Source organism: Fischerella sp. PCC 9605 (assembly GCF_000517105.1).
GTDB lineage: Bacteria > Cyanobacteriota > Cyanobacteriia > Cyanobacteriales > Nostocaceae > PCC9605.
On the sequence record NZ_KI912148.1, the window covers coordinates 2507537 to 2524358 of the forward strand.

Here is a 16822-nt window from a genome sequence, read left to right on the forward strand (position 1 = left end):
GTTATCCTGCCCAGCGCGCACTTCGTAAAATTGCCATTTGGTCTAGCAGTCGCAGACACTGTTTGTCTTGAGTACCTAATAACCACTCTCCCCGCAAAAAAGGAGCCATAGTATCCGGCACATTCGTTGGTGTCATCAGATTTTGTACATCAAGCCAGTGCATACCACCAATTTCTTCTACTGCTAAGCCTACAATTGTGTCCTGTTCTTCAATAGCAATCACGGAAATTTCTGCGCGATCGGTGTTTAATGCCGTTGCTTCCCCCAAAAATTGACCCAAATCAGCCACCCAAATTACTCGACCTCGTAAATTTAGAGTACCCAAAAGTAAAGGAGAAGCATTAGGAATTGGAGTGATTTTATCAGGGCTTAGTTCGATAACCTCGCGAATGCCGATGGCTGGTAGTGCAAACTCCTGATGCGAAGGAATGAAAAACCGTAAGTATAACTCACCTTCAGGACTTTCTACCTGTAATTCAGGACGAAAGTGATCTTGGCCACTGCCTCCTAAAAAGTCCGGTTTGTTGACCATGTTATGCTCATCCTTATCCTCGCAGCAGTTGTTTGACTGTTCCCACCAACTCGGTAGGTTGGAATGGTTTAGCTATATAGGCATCTGCACCTTGCTTCATCCCCCAGTAGCGATCGAATTCTTCGCCTTTGGAAGAACACATTACCACGGGAACGTTTTGGGTTTTTGGATCGGATTTTAACCGACGGCAAACTTCGTAACCATTCATCCGGGGCATGACAATATCTAATACTACTAAATCGGGAGGAGCGGTTTGAATTGCTTCTAACGCTTCTAATCCGTCACTGGCATGGGTTACTGTTAAGCCACTTGCTTTCAGGAGGTCTGTAATCATCTCCCTTTGGGCGATACTGTCTTCCACGATCAGAACTGTACTCATAAATGCCCCTATCGACCTCCTGATATAGACGTTCCCCTTGGGAATATTCCCTGATTTACCCGCAAGCATTTAGTGTATAAAATAATTCTATTTTTCACTTGTACTAGATAATAGAGGTTGTTCTTAAGCTGCCTGATTCTGTGATAATATTTTTTACTCCATCTTTTACCGGATCAACAAGTGCTGTGTATGTTTTATTACTCTATTCTTGCGAGAGTTGAGATATCTCTCTACCAGAATTACTAATTCAGTATTCCCAAATGGTTTTGTTAAATAATCGGTTGCTCCCGCGATTTTTGCTCGCACTCGGTCTAAAAATCCTTCTTTGGCAGTAAGCATGATAATTGGTACGAATCGAAAAGCTTGAGAATGGCGGAGCATAGCACAAATTTCATACCCGTTCAATTCCGGCATCGCAATATCGCAAAAAATTAAATCGGGTTTGAGTTGAAAAACCAGACTGAGAGCTTCTAAGGGATTAGTGAGAGCGATCGCTTCATAACCTTCTGTTTTCAAAATAGTTTCTATACTCGTACAAATGCTGGTTGCATCATCAATACATAGGATGCGTTGCTTTCTGCTTTGCTCTAAGGGCAGGGTTTTATCTTGTATGTCCTTCAGTGAATTTGCTGTTTCTGAATATACAAGCTGTACCCAACCTTGTTGTACGTATGGGTGTATTGCCTTGGCGACAGTCACGATATCTTGGTTGAGATAGCGGGCTAATTTACGCAGGGAGGTTTTGCCATCTGCCCAATGCTGTAGCTTATTCACCGTTGCCTTTGGTAGTGAAGAACGCAACTTCACTATGTCAGCAAGCACAGGAAATTGCTCGGGGGACTGAATATATGGGTACAGTTGCTTCCACTGTTGCACCTGTTTAACAATTTTGCTAAGTAAGGGAGCGATTTCCAAGGTAGTCAATTGTGGGGTAATTGCTGAATCCACCTCAAAAATAAAACTACCCTGGTGTAAATTTAACAGGTCAAACAAAGTCTCATGCACCAAGCAGTGGATGATACTGCAAGCTTGTTTTGGCTTGATCGTATTCTGCTCTAATAGCATCCACAAATAGTCATACTCAGCTGTATTCAGCGTTCCCAAGCAGGCTAGTTGTTGTTCGTCCAGTTGTACCTTGACTTGATAGTGACGCAAATAATCACTCAGCCGGGATAAACTATTATAGTCATTGGCTGCATAAATAATTTGACCATTGACAAAAAAGATAAGCCAAGACTGTTGTTTGTTGCTATTGGCAGGGTAATGACTAGCTGTGTCATCTACACCTAGCTTGGAACCTTTGTCAGAACTGCAAGCTTCTACAAATAGTTGCCCAGTGCGCTGCCCCAACTCTATCAATTGCAGGATACTGCGGATATCAATTTCATTTAAATTTCCCTGCATTTAGTAAAAAGGCGCTCCTTGTAATATTATTTACATTATTTAGTTAATTTTGCTTTTTAGGATTAGGAATTAGTGAATAATTTTATACTACTAGCCCCCAGCCCTAGCTCCTAGCCCTAGCCCTTTGGTGGTGCAACCTTCAACATCGAGTTTTCTTTGTGTCTTTGTGCCTACCCTGCCTTAAGCCCTCCGGGTTCGTCAGTCGCTCATGGGGGAAACCCCCAAGAACGCGCTGACTCACCGCTGCGCGTCTATGTGGTGAAAAAATAAATTTTCTTAACCACCAAGACACAAAGACACCAAGAAAAATCCATTTCCAAGACTTACACCTTGACAGGGGTACTCCTAGCCCCTACCCCCTGCAAATCTACATATTATTCAAAAAAAGTTAATTTTCCGTAATGTATTTAAACTAAGTGAGTGATAACACGGTAGTCATCATAACTGGCAGCAGTACAAAATATTAAAGAAGCAACGATTTGGTTGTATAAATATCAAGACGTAATATCTCGCGTCTATATATAACTTCTACCTGTCTTGTTTACCTAGAATCTAGGTTAAATAAGACAGATTAACGTAATTATCTAAGGTATAACCAAAAACACGGCCATTAAGTGCATCAAAAGGATTAAAGGTGTGCTGTATTTAGCAGAAGTACAAAAACAAAAAGGCAGTTTACTTGGTGGTGGTGGCAAAACGGAATTGAAACTGCTGGCTTGTCAGCGGACAGACCAGAGTTGGAGTACCGTATCGGAAGAAGTAATAGCTGCTGAGGAAGCCAATAAATTAAATGATGGCGCGCTCGTATTGGTAGAACTAAATCCTCAGCGTCAAGTGCAGCGAATTCAAGAGGCGGGACGCCCCATAGTGAACATTTTGCAGAATTTTTCCCGTCAGTTAGAAAAGTTTAAGGTCAAGGAAGAAGAAATTGACCAATGGAAAGAGTCGCTGACGTTTCAAGCGCAGGAACTCAACCGCCGCGAAATGGAGATGGAAACGCGCTTGGAACAATTGCAACAAATGGAGGATGAGTTTCAACGTTTGGATGCAGAAAAACAGGAAGTTGAAACGTCCCGTGCTGACATAGAAAAGTTGCAACAAGAAATTGAGCGCAACCGTCAGGAATTGGAAGGAGCTTGGGAGCATTTGCGCGGTGAGCAGCATCGTTTGGAAGAATGTCAAGCACAGTTGCAGCAGGGAACTGTAGTTGATGAAGAGCAAAGTCGAGTGCTCAAAGAGTTGCTTGATCGCCTTTCTAGTAGTGTTGCTCCCACAGAAACAGTGCGGGAAAACCTGCATCTGGCATTTGAAATGGTGGAGAAACAGCAAGCTGTTCTCAACCCTCATTGGCAACAACTAGAGCAGCAAAAAACGGCGGTTGATGAACAACAGGCGGAAGTGGAGCGCTTATCGCAAGTCTTCTTGGAGCTACAAAACGAATGGCAGCAAGCTCAAAATTCTTTGGAACAACAAACAGCCGATTTAAAAGCGAACACAGCCACTCTCAACAGCAAGCAAGAGTATGCTCGGATTCTGAAAGAGCAGTTGCAATACCAGGACGATTTATATCAGCAGATCCAATCTTTAGCAGCAAAGTCTGGTGATGCTGCAAGTCCAGAAGTTGATATTGAAGCTTTAGAGAAAATGCCTCTAGAAGAACTGCAAAAGATCGTGCAGGACTTGCAGGAGAAGCTAAATATAGATTCAAGCTTTGTTAAAGAACAAGAACAAGAACTCGAAGATAAGCAACAAACTATAGAAGAACTACAACAAAAGATAAATCAAGCATCGGCAGATGAACAGAGTAAATTAGAAGCCGAACTGATTGATGAAAAAGACCACTACCAAATGCTGAACGAAACTTTGGTAGGACAACGTCGTCATTTGCTTGAACGTCAGTCACTTCTGAGGCAACATAAAACAGTACTGCTGCGGCGGCAAGGACAAACTCTTGCTAATGTCCAAGAAGATGAGAAATTAGATTTAAACCCGATACTAGAACAAATTGAAAAGCAGCGACAACAACAGTCAGAAGCACTGCAAAATCTAGAACAAGAGATTGAGCAGCTACAGACTAGCATTAAACAAATACTCTTAACAATTGAGCAGCAAACTCAAGAGCAGGTAATGAAGCGCCAAGAACTGCAAACAATGGAGCAAAACCTGCTATCCTTGCGAACAGCAACGGCTGAATGCTTGGGTCAAGTGAATTTGTATCAAGAAGCATTGCAACCAATTCAGGATTCCCTAGATAGTTTGCGGCAGAAACTGCAAGGCATAGATGAATCTTTAGCTCAAGTTCAACAAACTGGCGATTACCAACTCCAAGCTATTACTCAGATGCGCCAGGTTCTTCTTAGTTTGATTTCTCAACCAGAATTGGCGGCAACATAAAAATTATGAATGATGAATGATGAATTATGAATTGTTTTTTCTATCATTGATTATTTAATGCAGATCCAATCGCCTTCTACTTGCGCGATCGCCCCACCAGGAAATGGATCTGTTTGCGATCGATTTGGTGCTGTAATTAAGGCTGTGAGTTTTTCTATTTGCTCGAAACTCGGAGCTATAGGAAGTATTTGTTGTAATATCTGTCGCATAACACGACGTTGTAAAGCAATTGACGCTTTCTGCAATACACGACGATTTAGTTTAAAGGGAAATGAAGAGTAGGCAATTCCTACCTTATCTCCCCATTTCCCACTCTCCCACTCTCCCACTCCTCCCCTCATCGCCTCTTCCCGCAACTGTTGGGCAGCTTGTTCTAAATATTCCACTTCTGCTTGCAGTAGTTCTGCTGTTTGAGCTAAGGCTGATTCTACTTTAGGATTGAAATTTTCACACAGATATGGTATCAGTTCTTGGCGAATTCGGTTTCGGGTATACTTGAAATCAAGATTTGTGGAATCTTCCCAAATTGATAGCTGGAAGTCTTGGCAAAATTGACCTGTTTCTGTACGAGTGATTTCTAAAAGTGGGCGCACTAACGCAATGCCATCAACAAGTGAACGTCGCCAAGTTAAAGCTTGCAAACCATCTGCCCCAGTACCGCGAATTAAGTTGTAAAGCAGAGTTTCTGCTCGATCGCTGGCTGTGTGACCTGTAACGATGCAATTGTAATTATACTGCTGGGCGATCGCACCTAAAACTTTGTACCGCCAATCGCGTGCGGCAGCTTCACTATTTAAAGGCTCGTGAGCTATTTCTAAATAAAATGGAATATCCCAATTTTTCGCTAAGCCTTCAACATGTTGAGCATTAGCTTGAGAGTCTGAACGCCAGCGATGATCGCAGTGGGCAATGCCTAAATACCATCCCCATTTTGGTTGTAAATCTAAAAGTAATTTGATTAAACACAAAGAATCTTGTCCGCCGGACACTGCAACTAGTAGGCGTTGGTTGCGTTCAAATAGTTGACGCGATCGGATAGTGCGATGGATTTTTGCATGAAGAGGAGTCCATACCATTTTGAATTCGCAAGGCAGACAGACGGACGTAGATAAACGCAGATAATTTTCTATTGTATTGGCATGTAGGATAAATAAAATTTCTTTCAGAGTGGATACCTATTCAGAACATAGGACTATGTTCATGATCCCAACACTTGTTATGATGCCAACTTCTGTGAGTACGTTGACATTGAGATGCATTGTTTATCCAAGGAATTGATGTAGGGTGGTGCGAGTCGTAACTGAAGGTGAATAAGGTGAATAAGGTGAATAATGAAGAAAAGGTAGTAAAAGCGCAAATTGGTAGGATGATTAGAAATACAATGCCCAGCACAGTGTTGCTGGGAGTCCAAAAACTTCTGCTTTTTCCATATTGCAGAATATTTTTCGTAGGTTTGGAACTTCGTAACATAATATCAATCCCATAAATATTAATTTTTTCATGGCGTGCCCCTGTAGTATTAAATACTTTTAAACATAATTTATGGTATATCTAATACTAGAGCCATGATAATATTACTGAATTTATTCCCAGCCTAAATTAGATATTTTATGCCACCAATATTGTGATAAATAACTAATTGAAACTAAGTTTGTTTGGCTAAAAAAGTTCAAAATATTAATTTTGCTTAGTATAAATTTCACTCAGCCAAAAATCATCATTGAACCACTAAGACACAAAGACACCAAGATTAGTAACTTCGTGAAACCTCGGTGTCTTTGTGTTTTTATGGTTGAATACTTTTGGCTATATCATCACAGGGCTAGCATTTTTTACCCTATGATATTACTGCGATCGCTCTATTTGTTCTAGTTGCTGACGAAGCTCATCAAGTGGTGATTCTGGTTCGTCAGGATAAAATTCTAAAGTGATACGGATTTTTCCTTTTTGCCAGTCTTTAGCACCTGGTTTCAGGATTTCACATGATTGTCCTTCGCCCAACCACTTCTGCTTGAGTTCATCGAGTCCTGACAAGACTTGTTTCATCCTTGCCGTAAATTCATCTACTTTGAATGTAGGGTGAGGCATTAAAATTTGACCAGAATTCATTGATACAACATCATCTTGACCCAGCGCTTCCCATCCATAATTCATAAATCAATCTCCTGTAACTAAATTTATAGTTCCCAAGAAATTGTGGCTAATCTCCAATCTATATATTTTCCCCCTCTCTGCTTGCGGAGAGGGGGTTAGAGGGTGAGGTTACTAAAAGAACCAACCGTAGGAGTGTAAACCCTTACCCAAAAGATTGACTCCTAAATAGCAAACCCAAACAACAACAAAACCACTGGCAGCTAAAATGGCCGGACGACGCCCTTGCCAACCGCGAGTAATACGGGCGTGGAGATATGCCGCAAATACTAACCAAGTAACCAGTGCCCAGGTTTCTTTAGGGTCCCAACTCCAGTAAGAACCCCAGGCTTCGTTAGCCCAAACTGCACCAGCAATAATACCAATCGTGAGGAGAGGAAATCCTAATCCGATGATGCGATAGCTGATGTTGTCTAGAGTTTCGGCAAGGCTAAGGCGCTGGGGTGAGAGGGGTTCGGAATTTTGGATATTGGATTCTGGATTTTCGATTACGGGTGCTAGTACCGTATCCAAAACAGCGGTTTTACCGTTGCTAGTGGTTTCATAACGGGCAGCACCATTATTTTCTGCTGCTAGTGCTGGTGATTGAGAAACTAATTCACCTGCTTTCTGCAAGCGATAACCGTTGCTGCGATAGCCACCAGTTCCTACAGAACTACCTTGGAGTTGGATATCTTGCCCGCGAGTAACGACGAGGAAAGCGATCGCCAGTAGTGAACCTACCAGCAAAGCGGAATAACTCAACATCATCACGCTGACATGCATCATCAGCCAATTCGACTTCAATGCAGGTACTAAAGGTTCTGCCACTTGCATTTGGGATGGTAGTGTAAGAGTGGCAAAAGCAGTGATGATCATCGCTACGGGGGCAGTAAAAACTCCCACCAAGCGGCTACGGCTGTTGTTTTCGGCAATGAGATGGATGGTGGTGATCCCCCAAGCTAAGAAAAACAAGGACTCATATAAATTACTGAGAGGGAAATAGCCAGCCTCTAGCCATCGGGCCCCTAACATGGTGGCGATGCATAAATTCGCGATCGCCATTCCTGCGGTTCCCAAAGCTGGCAGGTAGGACAGATTGGGAAAAGCTGCCCCACTCCAATAAACCAGCATCGTGGCGAAGAGAACAGCAAAGGAGGCATTGTCTAGCCAGTTCTGGAGTTGCACCAGATTCATACAGTATTCTCCCCTATGGATTCCTAAAAGTGTGAATTCTAACAGTTCTGATCCTATCTGTTTCGGGGCGTTTAGTGATTAGTTGTTGGTTGTTGGTTAGTGGTTAGTGGTTAGTAGTTAGTAGTTAGTGGGCAAGGGGCATAGGGCAAAGGGCAAAGATAATCGTTAAATCCCAATTCACTTCGGCCCGATTCCCAATGCCCGATTCCCAATTCCCCATCTCCCTATCTCCCCATCTCCCACTCTCCTACTCCTCTCCTCTGATTGAGGGACTAGGCAGAGGGGCTACTCCTTTGGTTTTTTTGAGTGCTAGAAATATGTTGTAACGATTACTACGACTATCGCTAACAGCAGTTGTTACACCAATTGAGCGTGTTGCTGATAATAATAATTGTTGATTTGGTAATAAGGTCGGAAGAGGAAAATTTTTTGCCGTACGTTCTACATCTAAGAAAAAGTGACCATTTGTAGGATCGGGTTCTGAAGGAACTGTTTCTCGAAATTGAGGAGTACTAGCTAATGTGTTACTGGGTTTAGGGATTATTTTATCGCTGACAGGAGCACCAAACGCCAGAAAAGCAACATCTTCATCTAACCAGCCGTGGGTGGCGGTTAAGATACCCGATGTTCCAATCCAATTGACAACTGGTTTACCTGCCACTGTCTTTTGCTGGATCTGGAATTGGTATTGAGTTTTCATGACTTCATCGATCTGTTTTAAAGATGCCTCTGCACGATCGCGATCGCTTGTTCGTACCATGAATACTAAGGAAGCACGAAAATCGTCTGATAAACCATTTTTGGGACTAGAGGGAATAACTGAGACAGAAAATTCATTACCCATCCAACTCAGCAAATCATCCTCTAAATCGAGATTTATCAGAGATTTCACACCTGCCCGCAGTTGTTCTGGTGGAAAGGGCGAGAGTGGATTTCCTTGGGAGGTGGAAACGTAATCTTTCCACAACTGCTGTAAATTACCGCCAGACAGCATCATTAAAGTTTCAGCTGGCACGCGCTTTTGCATATTCCCAGCTTTATTGTCTACTGCCAGTACGCGCTGACCGTTGGGATTTAACCAAGAAATACCTTTAATGCGTATTCCTTGTGACTCCAGGGTAATTGATCCAGCTAAACCTTGATTATTCTGCAACTGTGCCAGCACTTGAGCAGGCAAATGACGATTACCGGATGCAGCAGCAATTTTGGCAGAGTAAGGCACATTTACATAAAACTGGGCAAAAGGTTGATAAGTAGCAATTTTAGGAAAATTATCGGTAAAACCTGCTGTTTTGGATAATGTTGTCTTATTCTTATAGGCAGTAATAGCTCGTTCTGTGGTTTTCGGACTATCGGTGACGATCAGGAAGCGCCCATCTAGGACTGCTGTTGACAAGCTTTCTGTTGATGTCGAGTCGGTTTCTTTAATAGCGATTCCTTTATAGGTGCGGTCAATCCATTTACCCTGTTTCAGGGCTTTAGGTTGTGCCAAGATGCTTTTAGCTCGTTCGGGGTTTTTTATCGGCAGTACTACTACCAAAGACTGCTGATTCATAACACTACTGCCATCAGTAGCTACAGGGTTGGGTGCAGGTTTGGTTGCCTCTGGGGCAAGAATGGCGATCGTGACTTGCTCGCCAACCCAAGGACTGATATGTTTTTGAAAGTCGTAACCATTGTTGGTGAGAAAGCGATCGCGCAACTGCACTAGATTCTTATCAAGTTCGACTTGGGTTTCTTTTGTCCCAAGTTCCCGGAATTTCTGCCATTGTCCGGGGTCGGTACTTAGAGAAACCGTGAACAGGGCATCTTGGGGAATTATATTTGCACCTACTGGCAAATCTCTAGCAAAAGGTTGTCCTTGTGTTAACAGCCAGTATGCTGCTACACCACCACCAATCAATAAACCCGCTGACGAAAGTGTTAGTACCAGAGCTGGTTTATTTTTCTTATTCTTCATCAAAGCAGATACAACGGGCAGCGCCATTGAAACAAATACCTCATCATCGCGAATTCGTTACTTGCTTTGTTGGCAAAGTAAACCAAAATATTTCTCCAGCATGGGGAGTGTAAATTATATTTATTTTATTTATTTACTCTAGACAGTGATTATACTTCCGTAATAAACTACCACTTTTTTCTCAAATTGCCACCTTACTTATTAGTCATGATTTTGTAGCGATTTTCCATTTTTCGGTTTTGTTTTGAATTTTGGTGATAAATCCTTCATTTTAGAAACTCTGACAAGATAACATGTCCTGACAAAACTGTAATTTCTCAGCAGTTTCACCGTCATCCAGTGACAGAAAAAACATTCTGTACAAACATCTCTTTACGAAAATTCAAGGATTTATAAACATAGTCTGAGTTGAGTTAAACCAACTCAAAATATGGGATTACAATTCCAGATTCCAAGGATTTTACCTCTATAGCTACAATTCAGTGAAGTGATACGGAACTTGGGGTCTTAAGCGCGTTTTAAGATAAAGTGTAAAGTCTTTTGAAGAATTGGTATGAGATGAAATTCTGTTATCAGCAAACGCTAATTATTTTTTTATTCTGAAAACAGGATTTTAGAGTCGATTGATCAAGTAAATCCTATGAGGATTTGAGCAAAACTTTAAGCATCCCACACTATTTATGATGTTAGGGCTGGGTTTGGCGATCGCGTATCATCCTCACCGTAAGGCTGCGACTACTGAGTTCTAAACTAAAAATAAACAAAAGGTATATGTGGTGGATGTTACAAACCTCCGCCTACTAATAGATCTGTTGCTAAGCGTCTACTGCCTCTTGATTTTTGGCTTCTTGCACTAACTGCATTGACCCCAAATATTTTGTTAAATAAGGTGAAAAAACTTCATAAATTAAAGTTAAAGGCTGTCCATGATGCCAAAACAAGTAATGCCGTCCCCAAAAAGGGCCAGTCTCTTCAAAGCCAGCTTCTAAAGCATCTGAGTAACCGTAGTAAATTCCCTGGACATCGCGATATAACTCTGTGCGGAGACGAGCTAAACTAGCCCAAATCGGCAATGAACGATTTTGTAAATACTCATCTACATGAGAGGCTTCCCACCATGAAGTGGCATAGGCCAACCGCTGGCCAGAGGCGGTACGCAGCCACACCTGTCGCCGCAGCCTCGGCCCTGGTACGGCTTTGATCAAATCGGGTGCGCCATCTAAGTCCATGCCAATCAATGACATGTCAATGACATCCACTTCCGTTGGCTCACCGGTGAGCAACTGTAAATGTCTTGTTGGGGAGCCATCGCCTAAAAGTAGCAACTGCCAAGCTGGTGCTAGTTGAGTGTGGGGCAAACTTTGTTGAATAACTTCCTCCCCACCTTGCCATATCGGAGTGAGGCGATGCCACCCCGTGGGCAATGCTAAGTTGTTTGTCGGTGTAAAAGTAGCAGTCAATGTTCTTTACAAAAGTTCACCTATCTCTATGAAAGCATAAAAAACATAGCTGCCCAAGAGGAATAGGAGAGATCGGAACCCAGGGGCTAGCAGCTAGAGATTAGTGTAAAACAAATCTCTGATACTTATTTCAAATACTTATATATAGTGACCAGTTTCTAGCCACATAAAAAATGCGGATGGCGAGACTCGAACTCGCAAGGCAAAGCCACACGCCCCTCAAACGTGCGCGTATACCAATTCCGCCACATCCGCAAGGTTGTCCTGAAGATTAAATATAGCACAACAAAATCACTATAGTGGAGTCATACTTAATTTTTCACTAATTTAAAGAGTTCATATGCACAAAATTTTTCAAATAGATATATCAGACTGACAAGAATGGGCATAGCGAGTCTAACAGACGTATACGGCTTGCCACGCCTGTCTACCATCAAACAGAAGCTCGCTAAACTGTAAAATCACAGTGCGCTCCTCTGGCTTGGAGTGGAAAGCAAAGACTAGCGGCAGTGATGTTGGTAGTAAGTGCGAAAAACCGTTAAGGCAGTGAAGCAAAGCCTTAGGCTATATCATCTCCTGTCATAATTTTGAAATCAGGCGAAAGCGTTGATTAAAATTTGCTGGGAGAGAATGTCAATCTAAAACTTAACTGATATCGAAGCTAGAAGATGAAATTTGACAAAATTTTAATTGCTAATCGGGGAGAAATCGCACTTCGCATTCTCCGGGCTTGTGAAGAAATGGGGATTGCGACTGTAGCGGTTCACTCCACCGTTGACCGCAATGCACTCCACGTCCAACTTGCGGATGAAGCGGTTTGCATTGGCGAAGCCGCTAGCAGTAAAAGTTATTTAAATATTCCCAATATTATTGCTGCTGCTTTAACGCGCAATGCCAGTGCCATCCATCCTGGTTATGGTTTTTTAGCAGAAAATGCTCGGTTCGCAGAAATCTGTGCTGACCATCATATTGCCTTTATTGGCCCTTCTCCAGAAGCTATCCGGTTAATGGGAGATAAGTCTACAGCTAAAGAAACCATGCAAAAAGCAGGAGTACCTACAGTACCGGGTAGTGATGGGTTAATAGAGTCGGAAAAAGAAGGATTAGCGATCGCCAAAAAAATTGGTTATCCCGTCATGATTAAAGCTACCGCTGGTGGTGGCGGACGGGGTATGCGTCTGGTACGCTCAGAAAGCGAATTCGTCAGATGTTTTCAAGCCGCACAAGGCGAAGCAGGAGCAGCATTTGGTAATTCCGGGGTTTATTTAGAAAAATTTATCGAGCGTCCCCGGCATATAGAATTTCAAGTTTTAGCGGATAACTACGGTAACGTCATCCATTTGGGTGAACGGGATTGCTCTATTCAACGCCGCAATCAAAAACTTCTTGAAGAAGCTCCCAGTCCTGCTCTTGACTCAGAACTGCGCGAAAAAATGGGACAAGCAGCGATCAAAGCAGCTCAGTTTATCAACTACACGGGAGCAGGAACGATCGAATTTCTCCTAGATCCCTCCGGTCATTTTTACTTTATGGAAATGAATACCCGGATTCAAGTTGAGCATCCCGTTACAGAAATGATCACCGGGGTAGACTTGGTTGTCGAACAAATCCGTGTTGCTCAAGGAGAAAGACTTAAGCTGACTCAAGACCAAGTTGTTTTACGGGGTCATGCGATCGAATGCCGGATTAACGCCGAAGATCCCGACCATGACTTTCGTCCCTCTCCTGGAAAAATCAGCGGCTATCTTCCGCCAGGAGGTCCTGGTGTCCGGATTGATTCCCACGTCTACACCGATTATCAAATTCCTCCGTATTACGACTCTCTGATCGGTAAGTTAATTGTTTGGGGGCAAGACCGTCCTACAGCCATTAACCGCATGAAAAGGGCGCTACAGGAGTGTGCAATTACAGGACTGCCCACAACCATCGGGTTCCATCAAAAAATTATGGAAAACCCGCAATTTTTGCAGGGTGATGTATACACCAATTTCGTGCAAGAACTGCAAGATTAGGGACTAGGGGGATGGGAAATTGGGAATTGGGCCGAAGTGAATTGGGAATTGGGAATTGGGCATTGGGAATCGGGCCGAAGTGAATTGGGATTTAACGATTATCTTTGCCCTTTGCCCCATGCCCACTAACTACTAACCACTAACCACTAACCACCAACAACCAACCACCAACAACCAACCACCAACAATCCCCTAACTTACCCGAGACATCATAGTCAGCAGTCCTTGTTGACCAAGGAGAATTTCCCTAAGAAAACTGAAGATGCCAACCCAAATAATGGGTGTAATGTCTACCCCACCTAGAGGTGGTACTAACTTCCGCATCGGTACTAAAAAGGGTTCTGTAGGCCAAGCTACTAGATTCAAGGGAAAACGATTTAGATCTAGTTGGGGATACCAAGTTAGAATGATGCGGAAAATAAACAAAAGTGTCATTAATCCCAGTCCTAGACCGAGAATCCAAGCAGTAATGTTAACACCAGTCATTGTTTGAGCTTCTCACTCTCTGTGAAAAAGAATACCTGGGCCAAGAAAGCAGGAAATTTTTTTTAAGCTTTGTAAAGCTATATCATTTTCATTCTAGCCAAATGCGATCGCCCCTCCGCACATATGGAAAAATATATGGTGTTGCTCGAACAGTCTAATAGACCATTAAAATTAGGATACAGTCTGTAAACAAAGGTTGAAAACTATGACACCTTCTTTATCAAATTTCCTTTGGAGCCTGGCTTGGGGTACTGTGATTGTCGTTATCCCCATAACTGTGGGATTGATTTTTATTAGCCAAAAAGATAAAATCCAGCGTTCATAATAATACTTGCGGGAGTCAATTTGACTCTCAAAACCAATTGTCAGTCGGTTTATTGCCTAATTGCTGCCATTTATCTGTCTGAGGGTAATTTCTACCACGTTGACAGATAGTGGCTTTTTAACTTTGGGTGATAATGTAGAGACGCGACGGCAGTTGCACGGGCAAAAAAGCTCTGTACGCACTGCCTTGAGTTTCGCGTCTCTACAATATATTTGTGTGTTGTTAGAGTAGAGATTTAAATACTGACTCGCTAACATAGATTTGATATTAGGAAAAGAACAATGGTAACTTTTTGGCTGAACTCAGCCAGTGTTCTGGCTCAAGTAAACTTTGGGGCGAACTCAGCCAGTATTCTAGGAATTTTCCTGGCTGTGGCTGGGGCAGCCCTGTATTTCCTTCGCACCGTACGTCCAGAACTCTCGCGAGATCAAGATATCTTTTTTGCTGCTGTAGGTTTGCTCTGCGGCTTTATTCTCATTTTCCAAGGATGGCGACTAGACCCGATTCTACAATTTGGTCAGTTGCTTTTGGTAGGTTCAACTGTGTTTTTCGCAGTTGAAAGTATTCGTCTGCGGGGAATAGCTACTCAGCAAGCCAAGCGCAACACGCCAATTGTAGACGATGAGCGAGAGGTTAGCCCCCGCTATAAATATGAAAAGAGATCTCCCTATAAGGCTCAGGTAGACTATGATTTAGAACCACTACCTTACGATGATGAATATGAGGAGGAACGCCCCCGTCCTCGCATTCCAGGTAGCAGGGAAAGCCGTTCATCGCGTGAAGATTATTATGAAGATGAACCCCCCCGCCGTCCAGAACGTCGCAGTGGTACTGAGAAACCAGAACCTAACGAAAGATCTTCCCGTCGTCGTAGCGCTACACGTCCGGTAACTCGTACTCCTGAAAGATTTGAGGATGATTGGGGTACTTCCTCCAAAATAACTGATGACTGGGATAGCTCAGCTAGCGAAGAAAGAAGACCTCCTCGTCGTGGAACTAATGGTTCTTCCCGTCCAGAAAATCGCGGCGATGATATTGCAGATACTACACCCAGACCGCCAAGAAGACGCCGTCCGCCCAGCAGTTCGGAACCTCGACCTGAGCGTCAAGACGATGATGTCATTTCTACAGAATATGTGGAATACAAACCGATGAATCGCTCAGAAGACGAGTCAGATAATTCGGTTAATTTTGATGACGATGTATAAGTAAACTAATGTGGAGGTTGCAAAAAAGGTGACAAAAAACTGTTGAGGTGAAAAAAATTACACCGATGTTTTGGCTCCAAAGACAAATTAGTTGGAGTCTACTTTTTGGTTTGACCAGTTTGCTTGTATCCTGTAGTCCTGAAAATATTCCTATTGGACCAACTTCCCTCAATAGTCGCTACACAGAAGAGCAACCGACCTTGAGTGGAAATGGTCGGCTTTTGGCTTTTATTTCAACTCGTAATGGCACTCATCAATTATTGCTATACGACTTGCAGCAGCAAACTTTTTTGCGTACACCACGCTTAAACCGTCCGGAGACAATTGTTGAAAGTCCCAGCCTGAGCTATACCGGACGTTACATAGCATATATTACTAGCGACCAAGGTAGACCAGTTGTGGCGCTTTACGATCGCGCTACGCAACAGTCACAAATCCTTACCCCCGTATATCGCGGTTGGGTAAGAAATCCCAATATTAGTCCAGATGGGCGCTATGTTGTCTTTGAAACTGCCAGTCGCGGTCAGTGGGATATAGAAGTACTAGACCGAGGCCCAGAGATCGAGTTAGATATTCCTAACGGTGCAACTATAACTGCACTCCCACCGTAGTTGGGAGTGGGGGCTAGGGGCCCCCTCTGGGGTTGGGGGCTGTGGGGGAGTGGAGATGGGGAGGTGGGGAGAACCGGAGGTGGGGAGAATAACCACTAACTACTAACTACTAACCACTAACCAATGACTAATGACTAATGACTAATGACTAAACACTATATTTTTATACCTATATTTACCCTAACAAGTTTATTAACTGGTTGTGGTGGCTATCCTCGTCTATTGAGTTATCCTTTCGATCCCGGAGGTAGGAGTCTTAACAGTCTTGCTTCGGAATTAAGTCCCCAAATTTCTGGGCGATTTATTGTTTTTGCTTCTGACCGACGTGGTAGCCAAGATGTTTATATGTTTGATATGGTGACTCGCAGTTTGATTGATTTGCCTGGTTTAAATTCTTTTGATGCGATCGCCTCTCATCCCAGTGTTTCTGATGATGGTCGTTACATTGTTTTTGCTGCTTCTCGTCAAGGACGAGTGGCTATTTTTCTTTATGACAGAGAAACACGGCAATCACGTAATTTGACTGCCAATTTGCAAGCAGAAGTCCGCAAACCTACAATTAGCGCTGATGGGGCTAGAATTGCCTTTGAGTACAGTAACAATGGGCAGTGGGATATTTTAGTTTATAACCGTTCTGGGCAACCATTAAATGTGCCACAAGATCCGCGTTAAAAAATTATGAATTATGAATGATGGAGATGAAATATTAAAATTCATAATTCAT

The 16822-nt window shown here is 42.9% G+C and carries 15 protein-coding genes and 1 tRNA gene; 6 read left to right on the forward strand and 10 right to left on the reverse strand.

Translation table 11 applies throughout. The features are described 5' to 3' along the window. Position 1 precedes the first annotated feature (1 nt). The 3 genes from FIS9605_RS0113330 to FIS9605_RS0113340 all read right to left on the reverse strand — a co-directional run bounded on the left by FIS9605_RS0113330 (position 2) and on the right by FIS9605_RS0113340 (position 2315). Entirely contained in the window at positions 2 to 532 is a 531-nt protein-coding gene (locus tag FIS9605_RS0113330) for a chemotaxis protein CheW (RefSeq protein ID WP_026733031.1), read from the reverse strand. Between the two features lie 13 nt (positions 533 to 545). Further along, positions 546 to 911 (reverse strand): response regulator transcription factor, encoded by a 366-nt coding sequence (locus FIS9605_RS0113335; protein ID WP_016876361.1) that lies wholly within the window; start codon positions 909 to 911, stop codon positions 546 to 548. A 165-nt stretch (positions 912 to 1076) separates the two neighbouring features. Continuing rightward, a complete protein-coding gene (locus FIS9605_RS0113340) occupies positions 1077 to 2315 on the reverse strand; it encodes a response regulator (RefSeq protein WP_026733032.1) in 1239 nt (412 codons plus the stop codon). A 636-nt stretch (positions 2316 to 2951) separates the two neighbouring features. Here FIS9605_RS0113340 and hmpF point away from each other — a divergent pair. Continuing rightward, positions 2952 to 4709 carry a pilus motility taxis protein HmpF gene (hmpF, locus tag FIS9605_RS0113345; protein WP_026733033.1) on the forward strand — a complete coding sequence of 586 codons (1758 nt, stop codon included), beginning with the start codon at positions 2952 to 2954 and terminating at the stop codon, positions 4707 to 4709. Between the two features lie 50 nt (positions 4710 to 4759). Here hmpF and tilS read toward each other — a convergent pair whose 3' ends face one another. The 6 genes from tilS to FIS9605_RS0113375 form a co-directional block, all read right to left on the reverse strand. After that, positions 4760 to 5785, reverse strand: a complete 1026-nt coding sequence (gene tilS, locus FIS9605_RS0113350; RefSeq protein ID WP_026733034.1) for a tRNA lysidine(34) synthetase TilS — start codon at positions 5783 to 5785, stop codon at positions 4760 to 4762. Between the two features lie 769 nt (positions 5786 to 6554). Beyond that, entirely contained in the window at positions 6555 to 6863 is a 309-nt protein-coding gene (locus tag FIS9605_RS0113355) for a KGK domain-containing protein (RefSeq protein ID WP_026733035.1), read from the reverse strand. Between the two features lie 111 nt (positions 6864 to 6974). Then, on the reverse strand, positions 6975 to 8036 hold the full coding sequence (gene ccsB, locus FIS9605_RS0113360; protein WP_026733036.1) for a c-type cytochrome biogenesis protein CcsB: 1062 nt from the start codon (positions 8034 to 8036) through the stop codon (positions 6975 to 6977). Positions 8037 to 8283: 247 nt separating this feature from the next. Further along, positions 8284 to 10023, reverse strand: a complete 1740-nt coding sequence (locus FIS9605_RS0113365; protein ID WP_026733037.1) for a DUF3352 domain-containing protein — start codon at positions 10021 to 10023, stop codon at positions 8284 to 8286. A gap of 788 nt (positions 10024 to 10811) precedes the next feature. Further along, positions 10812 to 11456 (reverse strand): chorismate lyase, encoded by a 645-nt coding sequence (locus FIS9605_RS0113370; protein WP_026733038.1) that lies wholly within the window; start codon positions 11454 to 11456, stop codon positions 10812 to 10814. 174 nt (positions 11457 to 11630) lie between these two features. Continuing rightward, positions 11631 to 11711: transfer RNA gene (locus FIS9605_RS0113375), tRNA-Leu, on the reverse strand. 413 nt (positions 11712 to 12124) lie between these two features. Here FIS9605_RS0113375 and accC point away from each other — a divergent pair. Further along, positions 12125 to 13468, forward strand: coding sequence for an acetyl-CoA carboxylase biotin carboxylase subunit (accC, locus tag FIS9605_RS0113380; protein ID WP_026733039.1), 1344 nt, complete (start codon positions 12125 to 12127; stop codon positions 13466 to 13468). Between the two features lie 192 nt (positions 13469 to 13660). Here accC and FIS9605_RS0113385 read toward each other — a convergent pair whose 3' ends face one another. After that, entirely contained in the window at positions 13661 to 13954 is a 294-nt protein-coding gene (locus FIS9605_RS0113385) for a YggT family protein (RefSeq protein ID WP_026733040.1), read from the reverse strand. 205 nt (positions 13955 to 14159) lie between these two features. Between FIS9605_RS0113385 and psbX the strand changes: the two genes are divergently transcribed. The 4 genes from psbX to FIS9605_RS0113400 all read left to right on the forward strand — a co-directional run bounded on the left by psbX (position 14160) and on the right by FIS9605_RS0113400 (position 16770). Then, positions 14160 to 14279, forward strand: a complete 120-nt coding sequence (gene psbX / locus FIS9605_RS40955; protein ID WP_072032389.1) for a photosystem II reaction center X protein — start codon at positions 14160 to 14162, stop codon at positions 14277 to 14279. A 281-nt stretch (positions 14280 to 14560) separates the two neighbouring features. Continuing rightward, positions 14561 to 15487 (forward strand): Ycf66 family protein, encoded by a 927-nt coding sequence (locus FIS9605_RS0113390; RefSeq protein ID WP_026733041.1) that lies wholly within the window; start codon positions 14561 to 14563, stop codon positions 15485 to 15487. Positions 15488 to 15534: 47 nt separating this feature from the next. Then, positions 15535 to 16098: a TolB family protein gene (locus FIS9605_RS0113395; protein WP_026733042.1), complete on the forward strand. Its 564-nt coding sequence runs from the start codon at positions 15535 to 15537 to the stop codon at positions 16096 to 16098. A 144-nt stretch (positions 16099 to 16242) separates the two neighbouring features. Continuing rightward, positions 16243 to 16770, forward strand: coding sequence for a TolB family protein (locus FIS9605_RS0113400; protein ID WP_026733043.1), 528 nt, complete (start codon positions 16243 to 16245; stop codon positions 16768 to 16770). Positions 16771 to 16822: the final 52 nt, after the last annotated feature.

Bases quoted from the DNA above. Each gene is read 5' to 3' on its own strand.
- FIS9605_RS0113390 (WP_026733041.1), top strand. From the start codon at position 14,561: ATGGTAACTTTTTGGCTGAACTCAGCCAGTGTTCTGGCTCAAGTAAAC.
- FIS9605_RS0113355 (WP_026733035.1), bottom strand. From the start codon at position 6,863: ATGAATTATGGATGGGAAGCGCTGGGTCAAGATGATGTTGTATCAATG.
- accC (WP_026733039.1), top strand. From the start codon at position 12,125: ATGAAATTTGACAAAATTTTAATTGCTAATCGGGGAGAAATCGCACTT.
- FIS9605_RS0113330 (WP_026733031.1), bottom strand. From the start codon at position 532: ATGGTCAACAAACCGGACTTTTTAGGAGGCAGTGGCCAAGATCACTTT.
- FIS9605_RS0113340 (WP_026733032.1), bottom strand. From the start codon at position 2,315: ATGCAGGGAAATTTAAATGAAATTGATATCCGCAGTATCCTGCAATTG.
- FIS9605_RS0113335 (WP_016876361.1), bottom strand. From the start codon at position 911: ATGAGTACAGTTCTGATCGTGGAAGACAGTATCGCCCAAAGGGAGATG.
- FIS9605_RS0113365 (WP_026733037.1), bottom strand. From the start codon at position 10,023: ATGGCGCTGCCCGTTGTATCTGCTTTGATGAAGAATAAGAAAAATAAA.
- tilS (WP_026733034.1), bottom strand. From the start codon at position 5,785: ATGGTATGGACTCCTCTTCATGCAAAAATCCATCGCACTATCCGATCG.
- ccsB (WP_026733036.1), bottom strand. From the start codon at position 8,036: ATGAATCTGGTGCAACTCCAGAACTGGCTAGACAATGCCTCCTTTGCT.
- psbX (WP_072032389.1), top strand. From the start codon at position 14,160: ATGACACCTTCTTTATCAAATTTCCTTTGGAGCCTGGCTTGGGGTACT.
- FIS9605_RS0113385 (WP_026733040.1), bottom strand. From the start codon at position 13,954: ATGACTGGTGTTAACATTACTGCTTGGATTCTCGGTCTAGGACTGGGA.
- FIS9605_RS0113400 (WP_026733043.1), top strand. From the start codon at position 16,243: ATGACTAAACACTATATTTTTATACCTATATTTACCCTAACAAGTTTA.